Source organism: Kitasatospora sp. NPDC088391 (assembly GCF_044753345.1).
Lineage (GTDB): Bacteria > Actinomycetota > Actinomycetes > Streptomycetales > Streptomycetaceae > Kitasatospora.
On record NZ_JBIVNB010000004.1, the window covers coordinates 655,986 to 676,116 of the forward strand.

Annotated in this window: 12 protein-coding genes and 1 pseudogene; 7 read left to right on the plus strand and 6 right to left on the minus strand. The window is 76.3% G+C overall.

Going from position 1 to position 20,131, the window contains the following annotated elements; genetic code table 11:
• Positions 1-10: 10 nt before the first annotated feature.
• Together ACIQBJ_RS16195 and ACIQBJ_RS16200 are read right to left on the minus strand one after the other, a co-directional pair.
• Positions 11-1,246, minus strand: a complete 1,236-nt coding sequence (locus tag ACIQBJ_RS16195) for a glycosyltransferase (protein WP_400709808.1) — start codon at positions 1,244-1,246, stop codon at positions 11-13.
• A 60-nt stretch (positions 1,247-1,306) separates the two neighbouring features.
• Positions 1,307-2,070 (minus strand): annotated as a pseudogene (locus ACIQBJ_RS16200) (MerR family transcriptional regulator); the annotation flags it as partial.
• Between the two features lie 141 nt (positions 2,071-2,211).
• Between ACIQBJ_RS16200 and ACIQBJ_RS16205 the strand changes: the two are divergent.
• Positions 2,212-3,360, plus strand: coding sequence for a polyprenyl synthetase family protein (locus tag ACIQBJ_RS16205; protein ID WP_400709554.1), 1,149 nt, complete (start codon positions 2,212-2,214; stop codon positions 3,358-3,360).
• Positions 3,361-3,468: 108 nt separating this feature from the next.
• Here ACIQBJ_RS16205 and ACIQBJ_RS16210 read toward each other — a convergent pair whose 3' ends face one another.
• A complete protein-coding gene (locus ACIQBJ_RS16210) occupies positions 3,469-3,990 on the minus strand; it encodes a hypothetical protein (RefSeq protein ID WP_400709557.1) in 522 nt (173 codons plus the stop codon).
• A 327-nt stretch (positions 3,991-4,317) separates the two neighbouring features.
• Here ACIQBJ_RS16210 and ACIQBJ_RS16215 point away from each other — a divergent pair, with 327 nt between their 5' ends.
• From ACIQBJ_RS16215 to ACIQBJ_RS16230, 4 genes are all read left to right on the plus strand, one after another.
• Entirely contained in the window at positions 4,318-5,205 is an 888-nt protein-coding gene (locus tag ACIQBJ_RS16215) for an SMP-30/gluconolactonase/LRE family protein (protein ID WP_400709560.1), read from the plus strand.
• A 515-nt stretch (positions 5,206-5,720) separates the two neighbouring features.
• Complete coding sequence (locus tag ACIQBJ_RS16220; RefSeq protein ID WP_400709563.1) at positions 5,721-8,576, plus strand: LuxR C-terminal-related transcriptional regulator; 2,856 nt, start codon at positions 5,721-5,723, stop codon at positions 8,574-8,576.
• Positions 8,573-8,998 carry a globin domain-containing protein gene (locus tag ACIQBJ_RS16225; protein WP_400709566.1) on the plus strand — a complete coding sequence of 142 codons (426 nt, stop codon included), beginning with the start codon at positions 8,573-8,575 and terminating at the stop codon, positions 8,996-8,998. Before ACIQBJ_RS16220 ends, ACIQBJ_RS16225 begins: the two co-directional genes overlap by 4 nt.
• Before the next feature lie 73 nt (positions 8,999-9,071).
• Complete coding sequence (locus tag ACIQBJ_RS16230) at positions 9,072-9,941, plus strand: hypothetical protein (protein ID WP_400709569.1); 870 nt, start codon at positions 9,072-9,074, stop codon at positions 9,939-9,941.
• Positions 9,942-10,049: 108 nt separating this feature from the next.
• Here ACIQBJ_RS16230 and ACIQBJ_RS16235 read toward each other — a convergent pair whose 3' ends face one another.
• Positions 10,050-11,504, minus strand: a complete 1,455-nt coding sequence (locus tag ACIQBJ_RS16235) for an MFS transporter (protein ID WP_400709572.1) — start codon at positions 11,502-11,504, stop codon at positions 10,050-10,052.
• A 181-nt stretch (positions 11,505-11,685) separates the two neighbouring features.
• Here ACIQBJ_RS16235 and ACIQBJ_RS16240 point away from each other — a divergent pair, with 181 nt between their 5' ends.
• A complete protein-coding gene (locus ACIQBJ_RS16240) occupies positions 11,686-12,498 on the plus strand; it encodes a TetR/AcrR family transcriptional regulator (protein WP_400709574.1) in 813 nt (270 codons plus the stop codon).
• Here ACIQBJ_RS16240 and ACIQBJ_RS16245 read toward each other — a convergent pair.
• Positions 12,417-13,226: a leucyl/phenylalanyl-tRNA--protein transferase gene (locus ACIQBJ_RS16245; RefSeq protein WP_400709577.1), complete on the minus strand. Its 810-nt coding sequence runs from the start codon at positions 13,224-13,226 to the stop codon at positions 12,417-12,419. The two genes, ACIQBJ_RS16240 and ACIQBJ_RS16245, sit on opposite strands and share 82 nt — an antisense overlap.
• A complete protein-coding gene (locus ACIQBJ_RS16250) occupies positions 13,223-16,798 on the minus strand; it encodes an amino acid adenylation domain-containing protein (RefSeq protein WP_400709580.1) in 3,576 nt (1,191 codons plus the stop codon). Before ACIQBJ_RS16250 ends, ACIQBJ_RS16245 begins: the two co-directional genes overlap by 4 nt.
• 142 nt (positions 16,799-16,940) lie before the next feature.
• On the opposite strand from ACIQBJ_RS16250, the gene ACIQBJ_RS16255 reads away from it, so the two are divergent.
• Complete coding sequence (locus ACIQBJ_RS16255) at positions 16,941-20,117, plus strand: putative bifunctional diguanylate cyclase/phosphodiesterase (protein WP_400709583.1); 3,177 nt, start codon at positions 16,941-16,943, stop codon at positions 20,115-20,117.
• The last annotated feature ends 14 nt before the right edge of the window (positions 20,118-20,131 follow it).

Below are 20,131 nucleotides of genomic sequence, written 5' to 3' on the forward strand. Positions count from 1 at the left end.
GGAGGTCCGTTCACATCCCCCCGGCCACCACCTCGGCCACTCGTGCCGCGCCGTCCTGCCGTCCCAGTTCGCCTGCTGCTGTCTCGGCCCTGATGCGGAAGGCGGGTTCCGCCACGGCCCGGCGGACCCGCTCGGCCAGGCGTTCCGCCGTCAGCTCCCGGAACGGGAGGGGATCGGTCGCCGCGCCGAGGCGGGCCAGGCGCGCGGCCCAGAAGGGCTGGTCGGCCGCGACGGGGACCGGGACGCCGGGCACGCCGGCGCGCAGCGCGGCGGCGGAGGTGCCGGCCCCGGCGTGGTGGACGACGGCTGCCATCCGGGGGAACAGCCGGGCGTGCGGGATCTCGCCGACGCCCAGGACGTCGTCCCCCGCCGCGGCCAGCCCCGCCCAGCCGGCCTGCACCACACCCCGCACGCCCGCCCGCCGCAGGGCCTCCGCGACCAGCGCGCCCAGGCGCTCGCCCTCGCCGCCCGCCATGCTGCCGAAGCCGACGAACACCGGCGCGGGCCCGGCCTGCAGGAAGTCCTCGACCTCGGCGGGAAGCCGGTAGTCCGGCGCCACGTACGGCCACCAGGGGCCGACGACCTCCAACCCGCTGCGCCAGTCCGCGGGCCGCGGGACGAGGAGCGGGCTGAAACCGTGCAGGACACGCCAGTTCTCGCGTTCCCGGGCCCGCCGCCGGGCGCCCTGGGCGAGCGGCGGCAGCCCGAGGCGGACGCGCAGCCGCCGCGCCGCATCGGCGTGGAGGCGGTCGACGACGCGTTGGCCGACGGCGCCGGCGGCCCGGTTGCCCCAGCGGCCGAGCGAGCGGGTGCCGCCGACCACCGGCGGGAACTCGCCGGTGGGCAGGGTGGGCTGCACGTACACGCCGAGGCTCGGCACGTCCATCGCCTCGGCGAGGTGCCAGCCGAGCGGGGCGGTCGTGGCCGAGGGCAGCAGCAGGTCCGCGCCGGGCGCGGCGGCGTCGGCGAGCCCGTCGCCGAGCCGGTCGATGAACGCGGCGGCCCTCCCCAGCAACGAACCCCCGCCCGGCCCGCCTGTCCCGCCCGGCCTGCCCGCTCCGCCCGTTCCGCCCCGTGGGTCGGCGCACAGCGGCCGGAACTCGAGACCGCTCTCCGTCACCAGGCCGCCGAAGGTCTCGGGCGCGGCGAGCGCGACCTCGTGCCCCGCCGCGCGCAGGCGCGCGCCGAGGCCGGTGTAGGGGGCGACGTCACCGTGCGAACCGGCCGCCATGACAAGGATCTTCACCGGGATTCCTCCACGTCGTCCGCGTCCGCGCCGGTGTCCGTGTCCGTGTCCGTGTCCGTCCCGGCGCTCCTCATTGGCGCCGATGGCCGCACGGAGGTACGCGGCCAGTCCGGGGCGCTGTTCGGCCGGCGGGACCACCAGGGCGAACGCGCGGGCGTCCGCCTCGTAGTCGTCGGCGATCCGGCAGTGCATCTCGGGCGGACACGGCGTGAACCAGCGGGAGATGTGCTGCCGGTGCTCCTCGGCGAGGTCGAGCACCCGCCCGTCGTGCGGGGCCAGCCCCTCGTCGAAAGCCGCCAGCAGCCCGACCCGCCACGCACCGGCCTCGGCCATCAACTGCCGCCAGTCCTCCTTCGAATGGGCGGCGGCGCGGGCCATCGACTCCCGGTGCCCCGCGCGGTCCCCCCCACTTGAGGTGGGCGTCGGTGGCGTAGCTGAGGTCGAAGACGACGTCGCCGAAGACCTCGAAACGCTCCTCCGGGGTCAGCTCGATCCCGAGACTGCGGACCTCGATCGCCCGCTCGGCGACATCGACGAGCTTGTGCAGCCGCGCGATCTGCTCGGTGAGCGCCTGCCGACGGGCCAGCAGATGGTCCAGCGCGTTGGCCTGCGGGTCCGCGAGGATGGTGGCGATCTCCTCGAGCGGGAAACCCAACTCCCGGTAGAACAGGACCTGCTGGAGCCGGGCGAGGTCGCCGGAGCCGTAGAGCCGGTAACCGGCCGGACTGCGCTCGCTCGGCGACAACAGCCCCGACCGGTCGTAGTGGTGCAGGGTCCGCACCGTGACCCCCCGCAAAACCCGAGACCTGCCCGACCGACCAACTCGCGAAATCCCCCTCGACACCCGTACCGCCGCGCTGCGCCCACCGTGAAGCCTGACGTGGGGTCAGGGTCAAGACTCGCAGCTCAGCCCCCGCGGCCGTCCCCGGTCCGGCGGACCGCGAGCGGCATGGCAGGCTGGCCGGATGCGAGAGACGGACGGGACGGACAGGGCGGGCGGGACGGACGCGGTGGATGCCGTGGACGAGGTGGTGCGGGCCGCGCTGCGGCGGGCGGTCGGGCACGGGGTGCGGTTCGAGGCGCGGTTCGCCGCGTACTTCGCGGCGGCGGCCGACCCGGCGGGCGGCGGGGCCGGGGTGCTGCCCGGGCGCGGGGCGTTCCCCGGGCGGGCGCTGGAGCTGGTGCGGGAACTGTCGCTGCGCGGCGGCAAGCGGCTGCGGGTCGCGCTGCTGCACGAGGCCGCCGCACTGGTCGCCGCCGACCCGGTGCCGGGAGCCGACACCGCCGCCGTGTGCGTCGAACTGCTGCACACCCACGGGCTGATCCACGACGACCTGATCGACGACGCGCCCGTGCGCCGGGGCGGCCCGTCCACGTACTACGCCTACCGGGCCGAGTTCCCCGACCGGCCCGACACGGCGCGGGCGCTCACCGTGCTGGCCGGCGACCTCGCGGCCTTCCTCGCCGTCCGGGTCCTGCTCACCGGCGACCTGCCGCCCGCGCGCGCCGCCGCCATGGCCGCCGTCGCCACCGAGGCCGGCGCCGCCGCCGTCAACGGCCAACTCCTCGACCTGGAAAGAGACTTCGAACCCGATACGGGGACGGAGTTCCTGCACGAGGTCACCGAGTACAAGTCCACCCGGTACTCGGTGCTCGCCCCGCTGCGCCTCGGCCTGCTCGCTGCCGGCGCCGACCCGGCCCCGTACGACGCCGAACTGCGCGGCTACGCCAGCGCCGTCGGCACCGCCAACCAGATCCACGACGACCTGCTCGACCTGTTCGGCGACCCCGCCGTCCTGGACAAGCCGCTCGGCACGGACATCCGCTCCGGACGGCGCAGCTACCTGGTCCGCGCCCTGGCGGCCGCCGCCGACGGGCCCGAACGCGCCCTGCTGGAGGGCGCGCTGGGCAACCCCGACACCGACGACGACACCCTCGACCGGCTGCGCCGGACCGCCCGCGCCCGCGGCGTGGAACGCGAACTGCGCGACAGCGCCGCACGGTTCGCCCGCGAGGCCGCCGAACGGGCCGCCGCCTGGCGGGGCCGCTGGCGCCCCGAGGCCGTCGCCTTCTTCGAACACCTCCCGGCCTGGTCGGTCACCCGCGGCCACTGACCGCAGGCCGTCGACCGCAGGCCACTGGCCGCAGGCCGTCCGCACGCGGGCGTCCCCGCGGGCCCGCCCGCAGGACGGGGCCGCGGGGACGCCGGGGGAGGCGGGGCGTCAGCCGGTCTTCACCACGAAGGTGACGACCGCGTTGTCGCCGGAGCCGCCGGAGCGGGTGATGTTCACACCCGCGCTGGTGCCGTTGTTGTCGTACGAGTTGCTGCCGCGGAACGGGTTGTCCCAGTGGAACTTGACCCACTTGTAGTTGTTCGCCGGGTTCACGCACTTCTTGAGCTGGTACGTGGCGGTGCCCTCGGTCCCGGTCATGAAGCCGTTCGACTCGGACTGCCACACGCCCCAGGTGCTGTTGGTGATGGTCAGCGGCGGCCAGTCGATCCCGGTCCAGATGCCGCTGCTCAGGTCGGCGGTGACGAAGTCCATCTCGCACTGGGTCCAGTTGTTCACCTGGACGAAGGTGCTCCGGGCGGCCGCCGAGGACAGCGCGGCCGGGGCGGAGGACTTCGCGGCGGCCGCCCCGGTGACGGGCGCCGGGGCGGCGCTCGCCGCGGTGGTGGCGGAGAGGGTGGCGGCGGCCGCCAGGACGAGAGCGACGCCGGCGTTGCGGACGGTGCGGTACACGGTTCCCCCCAAGGGATTCGTTTGCGGTTCGGCCCGGTCGGCCTCCCCGATGACCACAAGACAACTCCACCGCGCCGCCCGGCACATGAGCGTCCACTGCTCAATTGCCGGGCCCCCGCACTACTCAGGCCCCGGACGGCTACCGGGAGGCACGGCCGTCGGGGGCGGCTCGGGAGGCGGCTCGGGAGGTGGCTCGGGAGGCGGCAGCTGCCGGGGCACCCGCCCCCGCCGGGGAGCGGCCCCGCCGACCGGACGGTGGTGCCGGCCCGGTGATCGTGGTAGGCAGGCGTGATCCCGTCCGCCGCGCACCCCTACGGAGCCCGTGAGATGAACCCGACCGTCCGGCGCACCCCGCTGCCCCGCGCCCGGCTCGGCGAGTGCCCCCGCCTCGACGCCGCGACGAACACCCTGAGCTGGGTCGACCTGGCGGCCGGACAGCTCTGGCTGGCCCGGGCCCGCCCCGGCGCGGCCGAACCGGTCGACGAACCCGTCCTGCTCGCCGAGTTCCCCGGAAAGACCGGCTGCGCCGTCCGGGCCGGCGACGGCGAGGACTGGCTGGTCGCCCACGGCGGCCTGGTCCGGCACTGGCGGCCCGGCGTCGAACCCGCCACCGCCCCCGTGCTCGCCCGGCTGGAGGAGGACCCCGGCCCGGTCCGGCTCAACGACGGCGCGGTCGACCCGCAGGGGCGCCTCTGGGTCGACTCCATCCCCTACGGCCCCGCCGAAGCCGGAAACCCGCAGGCCAGGCTGCACCTGCTGGAGACCGACGGCACCTCGCACGTGCTGCTCGACGGCATGCTGGTCGGCAACGGCATCGGCTGGAGCCCCGACGGCGCCCTCGCCTACGCCGTCGACACCGAGAACCGGCGCATCCACCGCCTGCGCACCGACCTCCCCGGCCTCCCGCGCCCCGAACTCCCCCCGCTGACCGTCCCGCAGGGCCTGCCCGACGGCCTGGCCGTCGACGACGAGGGCTGCCTCTGGGTCGCACTCTGGGACGGCGGCGCCGTCCTGCGCCTCGACCCCGAGGGCAAGGAACTCGACCGGATCGAACTGCCCTGCTCCCGGCCCACCGCCTGCGCCTTCGTCGGCGACCACCTGGTGATCACCACCGCCGTCGCCACCGGCGAGGACGCCTCCGGCTGGACGTACACCGCCCAGGTCGGCGTCACCGGCCCCGCCGCCCGCCGCGCCGCGCTCCCCGCCCGGGCCTGACACCCCGTCGCTTCGGTGATACCCCCTTACTGAAGTGACGTCCTGTCACATCCGTGTCGCGTCACACGGTGCCATGTCCTGTCACCAGAGTTGCAGGCCATCGCCATCGTGATACCCATTAACTGGAGTGATGGCCCATCGACAATGTGACAACATGTCACCAAAATGAATGCCAGTCGCTCCAGTTATGGGCTGTTACTGCTGCGACGCCCCGTCACCGCAGTGAGACCCCAACGCCACAGTGACGGCACCGACCACCGGGCCCGGCACCTGAGTAACGACTACTCAGGTGCCGGGCCCGGCCCCGTCCGTAGGGTGCGGGAATGGCCGAACGCCCCACGCCGCCACCCGGAACGGGAGTCGGCCGCCACCCCGCCGACCTGTGCCACACTGACCGCCGGAACGCCGCGGCGACCGGTCGCGGCAGCGGGGTCGGCCCGGGCCGCCACCGGCGACGGTGCGGTCGGGGGGCCGGTCGGCACCACGAGGTCCGGGGGGCGGACATGCTGGGGACAGTGGCGGTCCAATGGCCGTTCATCGGACGGCGCACCGAACTCGAACGCGTCGGCGATGCCGCCGCCGACCCGCGCTGCCGCGCCGTCCTGGTCTGCGGCCGCCCCGGCACCGGGAAGAGCCGCCTGGTCGAGGAGTACCTCGACCTGGCCCGCTCCGGCGGCCACCGCACCGCCCACCTCGCCGCCGGTGCCAGCGCCGCCGCCGTCCCGCTGTCCGTGCTCGCCCCGCTGCTGCCCCCGCAGGACGCCGGTGCGCCCACCGACCCGCGCGAACTGTTCGCCCTGGTCCGCAGCCGCACCGTCGAACAGGCCGGGGGCCGCCGCTTCGTCCTCGGCGTCGACGACCTCCACCTGCTCGACCCCGCCTCCCTCGCCCTGCTCACCGCACTGTGCACCCAGCCCGAGGTGCTGCTGGTCGCCACCGTCCGCGACCGCGCCCCGCTGCCCGACACGCTGGCCGGCTGGTGGCGCTCCGGCCGCGCCCTGCGCCTGGACCTCGCCGAACTCGAACGCCCCACCGCCGACACCCTGCTGCACCTCGCCCTCGGCGCCCCCGTCGCCGCCCCCGCCGCCGAGGCGCTCTGGACCGCCAGCCGCGGCAACCTGCTCTACCTGCGCGAACTCGTCCTGCACGGCGTCGCCGACGGCGCCCTCGCCCGCACCGACGGCGTCTGGTGCCTCGCCGCCCGGCTCAGCGCCGGCGGCGGCGTCGCCGACCTGGTCCGCGAACGCCTCGAAGGACTGACGGACGACCAGCGCGGCGTCCTGGAACGCCTCGCGCTGTGCGAACCCCTCGGCGTCGACGAACTCCTCACCCACACCACCGAGCCCCTGCTCACCGCCCTGGAGGAGAACGGGCTGATCACCGTCCGCCCCGACGGCTGCCGGCTGGAGGCCCGGCTCGCCCACCCCGTGCACGCCGACATCCTGCGCTCCGGCATCCCCCGGCTGCGCGCCCGCTCGCTGCTCCTCGACCAGATCGCCCGCACCGAGTCCTACGGCGCCCGCCGCACCGGCGACCCGCTCCGGCTGGCCGGCTGGCGGCTCGACGCCACCGGCACCGCCGACCCCGGCCTGCTGCTGCGCGCCGCCCGGCTCGCCCACTACGCCCACGACATCGAGCGGATGCACGACCTCGCCCGGGCCGCGCTCCGGCACGGCCCCGACCCCCGGGCCCACCTGCTGCTCGGCATCGCGCTCGGCGAACTCGGCCGCGCCGACGAGGCCGCCGAAGTGCTCGGCGCCGCCCTCGACCAGGTCCCCGCCGAGGAGTTGGAGGCGCTGGCGATCACCCTCGCGCTGAACTGCTTCTACGGCTCGCCCGGCCTCGCCGCCGCCCGCGACCGGCTCCGGCAGGCCCGCGAACGCGGCGGCACACCGGTGCACACCGCGCTCACCGCCTTCGAGGCGCTGCTGCTCTCGCTGGCCGGCCGGACCACCGAGGCCACCGCCCTGCTCGCCACCGTCGCCCCCGCGCCGGTCGCCCCCGCGCCGGTCGCCCCCGCGCCCGAAAAGACGGCGCCCGAAAGCACGGCGGCCGAAAAGACGGCGGCCGAAAAGACGGCGGTCGACGGCGGCCCCAGCCGCTGCGCGGTGGTGGTCGCCGCCGCCCGGTTCCGGGTGCTGCTGGCGGGCGGCCGGATCGAGGACGCCGCCGCCCTCGGCCGGACGGTCTTCGACCTGCACCGCGCCGCCCCCGAGCGGACCGGCCTCTCGCACCCCGCCGGCCGCCTCAGCGAACTCGCCGGCGCCCTGCTCGAACTCGGCGCCTTCGCCGACGCCCGGGCCACCGTCCTGGAGGGCCAGGCACTGGCCCTGCGCGACGGCGTCACCTCGCTGACCTCCTGGTTCCCGCTCCAACTGGGCCGGATCGCGCTCGCCCGCGGCCGCGCCGAGAGCGCCGCCCTGCACTTCCGCGAATCCCTCGCCCAGGCCCGCTCCTTCGCCGTCCCCGCCGCGACCCTCGGCCCGCTGGCCGGACTGGTCCTGGCCGCCGCGGCCCTCGGCCGCACCGACCCCGAGGCCGAGACCGCGCTGCGCGCCCTGGCCGGACCCGCCCCCGCCGGACCCGACACCGTCCGCGCCCTCGCCTGGGCCGACACCGTCGCCGGACGCCCGCACCAGGCCCGCACCGCACTGCTCGCCGCCGCCGGGACCGCCCTCGCCGCGGGGGAGCGCACCATCGCGCTCGTCCTCTGCCACGACCTGGCCCGCCTCGGCGCCGCCCCCGACGCCCACGCCCTGCTCACTCGCGCCCCGGCCGACAGCGCACTCCCGGACGGCGCACTCCCGGGAGGCCCACTCCCGGACGACGCACTCCCCGACGGCCCCTACGCGACCGCCCGGCTCGCCCACCTGCGGGCGCACGCCCACGGCACCGCCGCCGAACTCGCCGACGCCGCCCAGGCGTTGACCGACCTCGGCGCGGACCTCGCGGCCGCCGAGAGCTGGATCGCCGCCGCCGAACGGCACCGCCGCGACGGCGCGCCCCGGCCCGCCGCCCACGCCCTGGCCCGGGCCGAGGCGCTGCGCGCCGACTGCGAGGGCGCCGCCACCCCGGGCCTCACCGCCGCCGTGGACGCGCTCACCCCGCTGACCGCCCGCGAACGCGAGATCGCCCGGCTCGCCGCCGCCGGCACCGCCAGCCGGGCCATCGCCGAAGGGCTGCACCTGTCGGTGCGCACCGTCGACAACCACCTGCAGAACATCTACGGCAAGCTCGGCGTCACCGGCCGCAGCCAACTCGCCGCCGCCCTCGGCGAGTCCGCCCCCGAAGCCGCCACGAACCCCGCCCCGCCGTCCCCGCACGCCAAGCACGCCCCGCACCCCCCGCACAGAGCAGGAGAGCGCCCATGACGCCCGAGCAGATCGACCTGGTCACCGCCTCCGTGACCGTCCTGCGCCCCCGCCTGCCGGAGGTCGCCGACTCCTTCTACCGTCGCCTGTTCGCCGAACACCCCGAAGTGCGGCCGCTGTTCACCGGCGACCAGGACCGGCTGCGGCTGAAGTTCGCGGACGAGCTGGACGCGATCGTGCAGACCATCCCCGACTTCGCCGGCTTCCTCGACCGCACCCGCTCCCTCGGCACCCGCCACGCCGAGTACCGGGTCCGCGCCGAGCACTACGCCCACGTCCGCACCGCCCTGCTCGCCGCCCTGGCCGAGGCCGTCGGCCCGCAGGGCTGGACCCCCGAGACCGCCGCCGCCTGGCGGCTCGCCTACGACATGACCGCCGAGGCCATGATGCTCGGCGCCGCCCACCGCGCCCCGCGCCGCTGAACCCCGCCCCCGGTCGGAGGTCGGTCGCGTCCGGACTTTCCCGCCGGGGCGGAGATCACTATGGTGTGCCGCTGTGACCGAACAAGCGTCCAATGACGCCCAGTGGGAAGAGTTCGTCCGGGAGTTCGAGAAGAGCACCGCGAAGCCCGCCCCGACCACCTCCGCCGGCGCTGCCGGCCCTGACGGCGCCACCGAAGCCGCCGGGCCCGCCGCCCGGCGCCGCTCGCGGACCTGGCCCGTGCTGGCCGCCGTCGTCCTCGTCGCGGCCGCCGGTTCGGCCGGCTACCTGGCGCTCGACGGCAAGGAGCAGGGGCCGACCGCCGCCGCACTCCCGCCGATTGCGTCACCGTCCGCCCCCGCCGCCCCGTCCGCCCCCGCCACTGCCGCCACCGCCGCCGCCTCGCCGTCCGCGTCGCCGTCCGCCGCCCGGTCCGCGTCCGGGGAGGCCCTGTCGGGGCCCCGGACGGTCATGATCCTGGGTGGTGCGGCCTTCCCGGGGCAGGTCGACGGCTACACGCTGGTCTCCAGCACGGTCGATCAGGACTGCGCCGGGCCGGGGACGGTGGGGCCGACCCTGGCGGGGCTGATCGGCCGGAGCCACGGCTGCCTCGGCGTCGCCCGCGCGCTCTACAAGGACGCCGGCGACAACCAGTACGACCTCGCGCTGTTCGTCATGCGGGAGCAGCTCGACGCCTTCGACCTGGTCAACGGCCTCTCCCGCGACCTGACGAACCGCCAGGTGGTGGCCCAGGCCCGGCCCGAGGGGTCGGGCCTGCGCGCCCTGCCCGCCGGCAGCGGCGTGGTGCAGGCCCTCTCCTCCTACGGTCCGCTGGCGCTGGTCGGCGCGGCCCAGTGGTCCGACGGCCGCACCGCCGACCTCAACGACCTGGTCGGACGCCTCACCCCGCTCACCGGCGCGATCATCAAGGACCTCCAGGACTGACCCGCCGTCACCCCGCCGCCCCCGTCACGGGTCCGGCCCCCGCCGCGGAGCGCGACGGGGGCCGGAAGGGCGACGGGGGCCGGAAGGATGGCGGGGCAGGGACGGGGCTCAGTGCTCCTCGGTGCTGCGGGAGTCGGTGAGGGACAGCGCTCCGGCGGTGGTGACCAGGCCGACGATCACGGCGAGCACCGCGTAGGTGATCCGCTCGCCGTGGAAGAACGAGCCGATCAGGTCGGCGCCCCAGCGTCCGGCGGGCAGTTGGGTGGTGACCAGGGCGGCGATCATCGTGCCGACCACGGCGGTGCCGATGCTGCTGCCGACCTCCTGGGCGGTGTCGTTGAGCGCGGTGCCCATCGAGGTGCGGTTCTCCGGCATCGCCTCGACCAGCGCGATCGCGCAGATCGTCATCACGGTGCGCAGGCCGGTCGTCATCACCACCATGCAGACCGCGATGGCGGCGTACCCGTGGTCCACGCCCCAGGCCAGGCCCGCCAGCGAGCCCGCCAGGCAGAGCGCGCCGACCAGGCAGGCCACCCGGTGGCCGAACCGCCGCACCAGCCACTCCGACAGCGGGGTGGCGGCGAGCATCGTGACGATGATCGGCAGGTTCGCCAGCCCGGCCCGCACCGGGCTCCAGCCGTAGGCGTACTGGAAGTGCAGGATCAGGCCGAACATCACCGCGGCCATCGCGATCGAGGTGCCGATCTGCGCCACCGCCGCGCCCCGGACGGTGCCCCGGGAGAACAGCCGCAGGTCCAGCATCGGCGAGGAGCTGCGGCGCTCGTGCCACACGAAGACCGCGCCCGCCAGCAGCGCCCCGGCCACCGAGCCGAGGGTGGCCGCCGACGCCCAGCCGTGCTCGACGCCGCTGGTCAGCGCGTAGCAGGCGAGGCCGATGGCCAGCACGCTCAGCACCGCGCCCGGCAGGTCCAGCCGGTCCTTCGTCAGGTCCTCCGGCCGGTCGGCGGAGACGCCGAGCCGCACGCCGACCGCCGCGAGCAGCGCGATCGGGGCGTTCACCAGCAGCAGCCACTGCCAGCCGACGTGCGCCAGCGCGGTGCCGCCCAGCAGCGGGCCGAGCACGAAGCCGGACATGCCGACCACGATCATCACGGTCATCGCCCGCATCCGCAGCGCCTGGTCGTCGAACAGCCGGAACACCAGCGAGTTGGTGATCGGCGCCATCGCCGCCGCCGCGACGCCCAGCCCGGCCCGCAGCGCGATCAGCTGCCCCGACTCGGTCACCAGGGCCGCGCCCAGGCTGAGCGTGCCGAACACCGCCAGGCCGGCCAGCAGCACCCGCCGCCGCCCGAGCCGGTCGGCCATCGACCCGGCGGTCAGCAGCAGGCCGCCGAAGGTCAGCGAGTACGCGCCGGTGACCCACTGCAGCGCGGTGGTGCCGCCGCCCAGGTCGCGGCCGATGGTGGGCAGGGCGATCGAGAGCAGGGTGTTGTCCACCATCTCGACGAAGAAGGCCAGGCAGAGCGCGGCCAGCGGAATCCAGGCCGCGCGCAGCGACGGATAGGTGCGCGAGGCCGCGGGGGCGGCAACGGTGGCAGTCATGACGGGCCTCCTTTCGAGGCAGGTCCCGAGGCAGGGGCAGGTCCGAGCAGGTCCGGGCCACGGGCGGGTTTCACGGCAAGGGCAAGAGGGAGTGCGGGGCCCGGCGCGGCGCCCCGTATCGAACACGGTTCTACGATAGAACCGAGTTCGATAATTCTGCAACCGTGATTGGATGGGGCCCATGGCAGCCTCCCGACCGCACCCCGCCGAACGCCCCGCCCGCGGGCGCCGCCGCGCCTCGCACTCCATGGAGGCCGTCCTCACCGCCGCCGTCGAACTCCTCGACGAGTCCGGCGAACCCGCACTCACCCTGCGCGCCCTCGCGGCCCGGCTCGGCACCGGCGTCGGCAGCATCTACTGGTACGTCTCCGGCAAGGACGACCTGCTCGACCGCGCCATCGACCACGTGCTCGGCGGCGTGGTGGCCGCCGTCGAGGCCCGCCCCGACACCGACGACCCGATCGGCGACCTGCGCGCCCTCGCCGTCGCGCTGTTCGACGCCGTGGTCGACCGCCCCTGGATCGGCGGGCGCTTCCTCGGCAACATCGAGACCGAGGGCAACTCGCTGCGCCTGTACGAACTCCTCGGCCAGCAGCTGCTGCGCCTCGACCTGACCCCGCGCCAGCGCTTCCACGCGCTCTCCGCGATCGTCGGCGTGGTGGTCGGCAACGTCGCCGACCTCGGCCAGGAGCCCCCCGAGGCGGTCGTCGAGGGCGCCGTCGACCGCGAGGAGTACCTCGGCCGGTTCGCCGACAACTGGCGCGCCCTCGACCCGGAGCGCTACCCGTTCCTGCACCACATCGTGGAGGTGTTCGACGGGCACGACGACCGCGAGCAGTTCCTCGCCGAACTCGACCTCACCCTGGCCGGCCTCCGCCTCCAGTCCGAAGGAGGAGCCGGCGGGGCAGCGGCTCAGCCCAGCCGCGCCACCGGCAGCGGCCCCGTCCCGAGCGGGACTGCCTCGGCGCCCGGCCCGGCCAGCGCGCCGAGGTAGTCCCGCCGCGCCACCGGCCGGGCGCCCAGAGCCCGGACGTGCGCACCGTCCCACTGCAGGTCCAGCAGGCGGCCGCCGGCCGCGGCGAACCGGTCGCCCAGATCGGCGACCGCGACCCGGTCGGCCCCCGGCCGCAGCCGGAACATCGAGTCCAGGCTCAGCACCCCGCCCACCGCCACCCCGAACACCCCGCCCACCAGCGCGTCCCCCTCCCACACCTCCACGCTGTGCGCGGCACCCGCCCGGTGCAGCCCCACCAGCGCCGCCCGCAGCTCCGGGGTCAGCCAGACCGGACTCCGCCCCCGCGCACAGCCCGCCACCACCTCGGCGAAGGCCCGGTCCGCCGTGCTGCACCAGTCCGCCCGGCCCCGCAGGCCCCGGCGCAGCCGGGTCGACAGGTGCACCCCGCCCGCGGTGACCACCGGACGGGGATCGGGACACCACCAGGCCAGCGCGTACGGATCGGCCCCCGCCGGACCCGGCAGCAGCCGGACCCGCCCCGACGCCACCTCCGCGCCGTACCGCGCCTCCCGGTACGCCGCCGCGAGGTCGTCGCCCGGCAGCGGGAACAGCCCGCGCCGGGCCGCCGCCAGCAGCACCGCACCGGTCGGGGCGCCACCGAACGCCACCGGGCCGTCCCCGGGCGCGTCCGCCGGGTCGAAACCGTCGAAGAGACCGTCGGCCCAGTCGTCGGTCCGGCCGCCGGCCCGGCCGTGGACGTCGCTCACGACAGCCCCGGCCCCGGCATCGGCCCCGCCCCGCGCGGCAGGAGCCCGGCCCGGTCGAGCTGGGCCACGCAGCCGTCCAGCAGCCCCGCGTCGACGTCCGGAAGCACGATCCCGCTGCCCGCCAGGGCGGCCTCCGCCCCGGAGCGGTCGAACCGCGGGAAGACCGGCCGGAAGTACAGCTCGCTGATCGTCAGGCCGGTGCCGGGCGCGCGGTCCACGAACAGCGGCACGTACGGTGCGATCGGATGCCCCGGGCACGCGGCGGCGAAGGCCACCAGCTCGCGCACCCACTCCCGGTACGGGACCTCGACCAGCGGCCGCCCGGCCGCCCGCATCCGGTCCGCCAGCTCCGGCAGCGACGCCGGGCGCGGCGAGGCCAGGTGGTAGACGTCGCCGCCGGCCGGGGCGTGCGCGGCGATCCGGGCGACCGCGCGGGCGAACCGGTCGGCGGGCACGAAGTCCAGCGGCAGCTCCACCGCCGGGTAGCGCCCGCTCACCGCGAAGTACGCCATCAGCGCCCACAGCTCGGTGTCCGGGTTCATGCTCCCGCCCGCCAGGTCCCCCGTCACGTCGTTGGTGCGGACCACGGTGACCGGCAGCCCCTCGGCCGCCGCCCGGTGCAGCAGCTGCTCGGCCACCCACTTCGACTCGACGTAGCCCACCCCCAGGTGCTCGGGACGGGCCAGCGGGGTCCGCTCGTCGACCCGGTCCACCCCGGCGGCCCCGAGACCGGCCAGCACGGCCAGCGTCGACACGTAGTGCACGGGCACGCCGCGCCGGTGCCCCGCCAGCCGGACCACCTCCCGGGTGCCGTCCACGTTGACCCGCCGCAACTGGTGGTACGGGTAGAGGAAGTTCACCCGGGCCCCCAGGTGGTGGATCGCGTCCAGCCGCCCGGCCAACCGGTCGAAGCACTCCCGCCCCAGGCCCAGCAGCGGCTCGCCGAGGTCCCCGGGCAGCGCGACGATCCGCGGATCGTCCAGCCGCCGCCCCAGGAACCGCAGCTGCGCCTCCTCCAGCCGCCGGGCCGCCGCCGCGCCGTCGGCCGCCCGGACCAGGCAGTGGACGCGCGCCCCGGTACCGGCGAGCAGCGCCTCCAACAGGTGGACGCCGCAGAACCCGGTCGCGCCGGTGAGCAGCACCTCGGCCGGATCGGCCCGGTCCGGCGCCCGCCCGCCGCCGCCCAGGCGCACCGGACACCGCGGCGCGGACTCCGCGGCCCAGTCGACCTCCCCGGCCACCGGCCCGGCACCCGCCCGGGCCGCCCGCACCGCGGCGGCGAACGCCCGCAGCCTCGGATCGCCCAACAGCGCCCGGGTCAGCGCCCGCACCGCCGTGACGTCCAGACCGACCAGCAACCGGAGCCGGGCCAGCATCTCCATGGCCAGCAACGACGTCCCGCCCAACCCGAAGAAGTCGTCCGCCGGCCCCACCCGCTCCACCCCGAGCAACTCGGCCCAGAGCCGCCCGACGACCACCTCCGTCGTGTCCCCCGAGGCTTCGCCCGAAGCTCCGGCGGGAGTCCCGGCAGGGGGCCTGTCCGAGGCGCCGCCGGGGATTTCGCCCGGGGTTTCGCCCGGAACGGTGCCCGGGGCTCCGCCCGGGACCTCGGCCAGGGCATCGCCCGGAACTTCTTCCGGAACGCTGCCCGGAGCTCCGGCGGGAGTCCCGGCGGAAGTCCCGGCAGGGGCCCTGTGCGGGGCACCGCCCGGGGCTTCGGGCGGAGCCCCGTCCCGACCGCCGCCCGGAGCAGCCCCCCGGCGGGTGCCCGCGGCACCGTTCGGCAGGGCCCGGCGGTCGATCTTTCCGGCCGCCGTCAGCGGCATCGCCGCCAGGGGCACGAAGGCCGCCGGCACCATGAACGCGGGCAGGTGGCGGGCCAGGTGCGCGCGGAGCTCGGCGATCCGCTCCGGGGCGCGGGCGGTCTCCGGGTCGGGCGCGGTGTAGTACGCGGTCAGGGCGGTGCTGCCGTCGGGCGCGGTCCGGTCGGCGAGGACCTTCGCCAGCCGGACGTCCGGGTGCCCGGCCAGCACCGCCTCCACCTCGCCCGGGTCGACCCGGAAACCGCCCACCTTCACCTGGTCGTCGAGCCGTCCGAGGAACTCCAGCTCCCCGTCCGGCCGCAGCCGCCCCGCGTCACCGGTCCGGTACAGCCGGGCCCCCGGCGCACCGTCCCACGGGTCCGGCCCGAACGCCTCCGCGGTCGTGGCGGCGTCCCGCCAGTACCCGAGCGCCAGACCGGGACCGCCGAGGTGGACTCCGCCCCGCCCGCCCGGCGGGACGGGTGCCGCCCGCCCGTCCAGCAGGCGGACCCGCACCCCGGGCAGCGGCCGCCCGATCGGGGCGGGCGCCGAGGCGGCGGCCCCGTCCAGCAGCCCGGCCGTCACCTCGCACAGCGTCGAGGTGATCGCCGCCTCGCTCACCCCGTACGCGTTCAGCAGCCGCACCCCCGGCAGCCGCTCCAGGAAGGCCCGGCAGTCGGCGGCCTGGACCACGTCGCCGCCGACCACCACCAGGCGCAGCCCCGCCGGGCCGGGGCCGCCGGGCGGCAGCAGCTCCAGCAGCCGGTGCCAGTACGCGGGCGTGAGGTCGGCGACGGTCAGGCGCAGCCCGCCGATCCGCTCCAGCAACTCGGTCGGCGCCCACGGGTCGACCCCGCCCAGCACCACCGCGGCCCCGGCCGTCAGCGGCGCGAGGACCTGCTCCAGCGCGGTGTCGAAACCCAGCGCGCCGACCTGCAGCACCCGGTCGCCCGGCCCCAGCCCGTACGCCCGGGCGACCCGCCCCAGGGTGAACGCCAGCGCGCCGTGCGCCACCGCCACGCACTTGGGCACGCCGCTGGAACCCGAGGTGTGGATCAGGTACGCCAGATCGCCCGCCCCCACCGGGACCGCTCCCACCGGGACCGCCCCCGCGGCCCCCGCCCCCGCCGCCGCGTCCGGGCCGAGCACCCGCACCCCCGGCCGCTCCGGCCCGCCCACCGCCACCGCGACCCCGCACCGCTCCAGCACCGCGGCCTGCCGCTCCGCGGGCCAGGCCGGGTCCACCGGCAGCAGCCCGCCGCCCGACTCCAGCACGGCCAGCCAGGCCACCACCAGGGCCGTGTCGCGGGGCAGCCCGACCGCGACCGGATCGCCCCGCCGGACCCCCGCCGCCCGCAGCGCCCCCGCCAGCCGCCCGACCCGCGCCACCAGCTCCCCGTACGACAGGGCGCCGCTGTCGCCCAGCACGGCGAGCGCCCCCGGGGCCCGCGCGGCCCGGGCTCGGACCGCCTCGTGCACCGGCACCGCCCCGCCCGGACCGGGCCGCGGACCCGCCGCCCGCCCGCCCGGACCCGGCCCGCCCGGACCCGGTTCGCCCAGACCCAGCTCGGCCGGCCGCCAGTGCCGGGCCACGAACGCCCGGCACTCCGCCCGCCCGTCCGGCCCGGACACCCGCTCCCACCCCGCCGCCGGAGGCGCCCCCGCAGGCCGCACCGCGTGCCGCCCCGCGCCGTCCCGGACCACCTGCCACAGCTCCCGGTCCGGCGGGGGAGAAGCACCGCCGACCGTACCGCCTGCTCGTTCCACCACGGCCTGACCTCGCTTGCGCGGGAGACGGAGGGGCGCACGAAATTGTGCTGTTCGACTATATGCACCCATGGTGGACAGAGGCGTCCGCCGGCCGTCGGTCCGCCCGCAGCCGGTCCCCGACCCGCCCCGCAGGAGGTGGCCCATGACACCCCGCCGCCGGCTCCTCATGGCCTGCTACCTGTTATGGATGGCGCTGCTCACCGGCATCTACTACGCCAACCCCGAACAGCGGCTGGTCTGGTGGACCGCCATCGGCCTGAGCGGAGCCGCCGCCGTCGTCACCGGCGTCCGCCTCAACCGCCCCGCCCATCCCCTGCCCTGGTACCTGCTCGCCCTGGCCAACGCCAGCTTCACCGCCGGCGAGGTCACCCAGGTCGTGCAGACCCAGTTCCTGCACCTCGACAACCCGTTCCCGTCCGTCGCGGACGTCTTCTACCTCGCCGAGTTCGTCCTCTACGCGGCCGGCGCCCTGCTCTTCATCCGCCGCCGCAAGGCCAGACAGGACTGGGCCGGACTGCTCGACGCCCTCGTCCTCACCATCAGCCTGGCGCTGCTCGGCTGGATCTACCTGATCCTGCCCTACACCCGCAACCCCGACCTCGACTGGTTCTCCAAGGCCGTCTCCATCGCCTACCCGCTCGGCGACATCGTCGTCCTCGCCCTGCTGCTGCGCCTGCTCACCCCCAGCGGCGGCGCCAGCCGCTCCCTGCAACTGCTGACCGTCGGCACCGTCGGCATCCTGCTCTCCGACACCGCCTACGGGCTGATCCAACTGCACGGCGACTGGCGCATCGGCACGCCCGTCGACCTCGGCTGGGCCGTGCTCTACGCCGCCTGGGGCGCGGCCGCGCTGCACCCCTCGATGGTCGAACTCACCCGGCCGCTCCCCGCCCAGCAACCCGGCCTCGGCCCCGGACGCCTGCTGCTGCTCACCGCCGCGGCACTGATCGCCCCCGCCATCCTGCTGGCCGAGTGGCTGGCCGGGAACACCGCCAACACCGGCGTGATCGGCGCCTTCTCCGCCGTCCTCTACCTGCTGGTGCTGGCCCGGCTCGCCGTCGTGGTGGCCGCCTACCGGCGGGTCGCCGAACGCGAACGCACCCTGCGCGAGGCCGGTTCGCGGCTGACCGCCGCCGTCACCGTCGACGAGATCGCCGCCGGCGTCGAGGCCGCCGCCGCCGCCCTGATGCCCACCCGCCCCGGCCACCTCGTCCGGCTCGCCGTCGCCCGCACCCCGCACTCCCGGCCCACCGGCCCCACCGCCGGACCCGCCGCGCCCGCCGTCACCCCCGAGGCCGGGGCACTGCTCGACCTCGCCTCGCCGCACACCACGCTGCTGCTGCCCGCCGACGACCTCCGGCAGAGCCCCGCGGCCCTCCGGCACGACATGCCGCACGTCCTGCTCTGCCCGCTCACCCTCGCCGAGCGCCCCTCCGGCGACCCGCTGCTCGGCGTCCTGGTCGCCACCGGCACCGAACGGGAACTCACCGACCTGCGCGGATCGCTGGAGATCCTCGCCGCCCAGGCCGCGCTCGCCGTCGAACGCGCCATGCTCAGCCAGGAGATCAACCACCGCAACAGCGAGCTCTACTTCCGCACCCTGGTGCAGAACGCCAGCGACGTCATCCTGATCCTCGACGACGACGACACCGTCCGCTACGCCTCCACCTCCGCCGCCCGGGTGCTCGGCCACACCCACCTCGGCGGCACCGCCCTGACCGACCTGGTGCCGCCCGAGGACGCCCCCGGGATCGCCCGGGCGCTGGCCCGGATGCGCGACCCCGCCGGTTCCCCCGGCTCCCCGGCCCCCGTCGGCCCCGCCGCCGACCGCGCCCGCCCCCGCGAGCACTGGCGCCTGCTGCGCCGCGACCGCACCCGGATCGAGGCCGAGGTCCGGTTCGACGACCTGCGCGCCGACCCGACCGTCGAAGGACTGGTGCTCACCCTGCGCGACGTCACCGAGCAGCGCGAGATGGAGCGCGAACTCACCCACCTGGCCTTCCACGACCCGCTGACCGGCCTCGCCAACCGCGTCCTGTTCCAGGACCGGGCCACCCACGCCCTGGACCGGGCCGAGCGCAGCGGCACCGTCACCGGCGTCCTGTTCGTCGACCTCGACGACTTCAAGGCCGTCAACGACACCCGGGGCCACGCCGTCGGCGACGAACTGCTGCTCGCGGTCGCCCACCGCCTCTCCGGCGCCCTGCGCAGCTCCGACACCGCGGCCCGGCTCGGCGGCGACGAGTTCGCCGTCCTGGTCGAGAACGCCCTCGCCCCCGCCGACGTCGACGCCGTCGCCGACAGCCTGCTCGCGCTCTTCGCCGAACCGTTCGAACTCGGCACCGGCGCCGCCCGGGTCTCGGCCAGCATCGGCGCGGCCACCACCGAGGACAGCTCCGACATCACCGAACTGCTCGCCCACGCCGACCTCGCGCTCTACGCGGCCAAGGATGCCGGCCGGCGGCAGCGCCGGCACTACCGCCCCGCGCTCCAGGCCCGGCTGCTGCGGCGGCACGAACTCCACGAGAACCTCGACGACGCGCTCACCGAATCCGCGTTCCGGCTGCACTACCAGCCCATCGTCGACCTCCAGGACGACACGCTGGCCGGGTTCGAGGCGCTGATCCGCTGGCCGCACGCGCGGCACGGCACCATCCTGCCCGACGACTTCATCCCGATCGCCGAGGAGAGCGGCCAGATCGTCCAACTCGGCGGATGGGTCCTCGGCCAGGCCGTCCACGAGGCCGGGACGTGGGCGCCGCGGGACACCGCCCGCCCGGGCCCGCCGCTGCGGATCAACGTCAACGTCTCGGCCCGGCAGTTCCGCGACGCCGGCTTCCTCGCCACCGTCCGCGAGGCGCTCGACACCGGGCGGATCGCACCGACCGCGCTGGTCCTGGAACTCACCGAGTCCGTGCTGATGCGGCGCGACCACCGGACCCTCGCCGACATGCGGGCGCTCACCGCCCTCGGCGTCGGCATCGCGATCGACGACTTCGGCACCGGCTACTCCTCGCTCTCCTACCTGCGGGAGTTCCCGATCTCCACCCTGAAGATCGACAAGACCTTCATCGACGGACTCGGCAGCGTCCCGCAGCAGCACGCCCTCGTCGAGGGCATCGTCAGGATCGCCGACACCCTCGGCGTGACCGTCATCGCCGAGGGCATCGAGACCGCCGCCCAGCGCGACCTGCTCGCCGCCATGGGCTGCCCGCTCGGGCAGGGCTACCTGTTCGGCCGTCCGATGACCGCCGCCCGGGCCCGCGCGCTGACCGGCGAACCCGACCCGTTCGGGAGCCGGACCCGACCGGCCCCCTGACGGCGGCTGTCCGA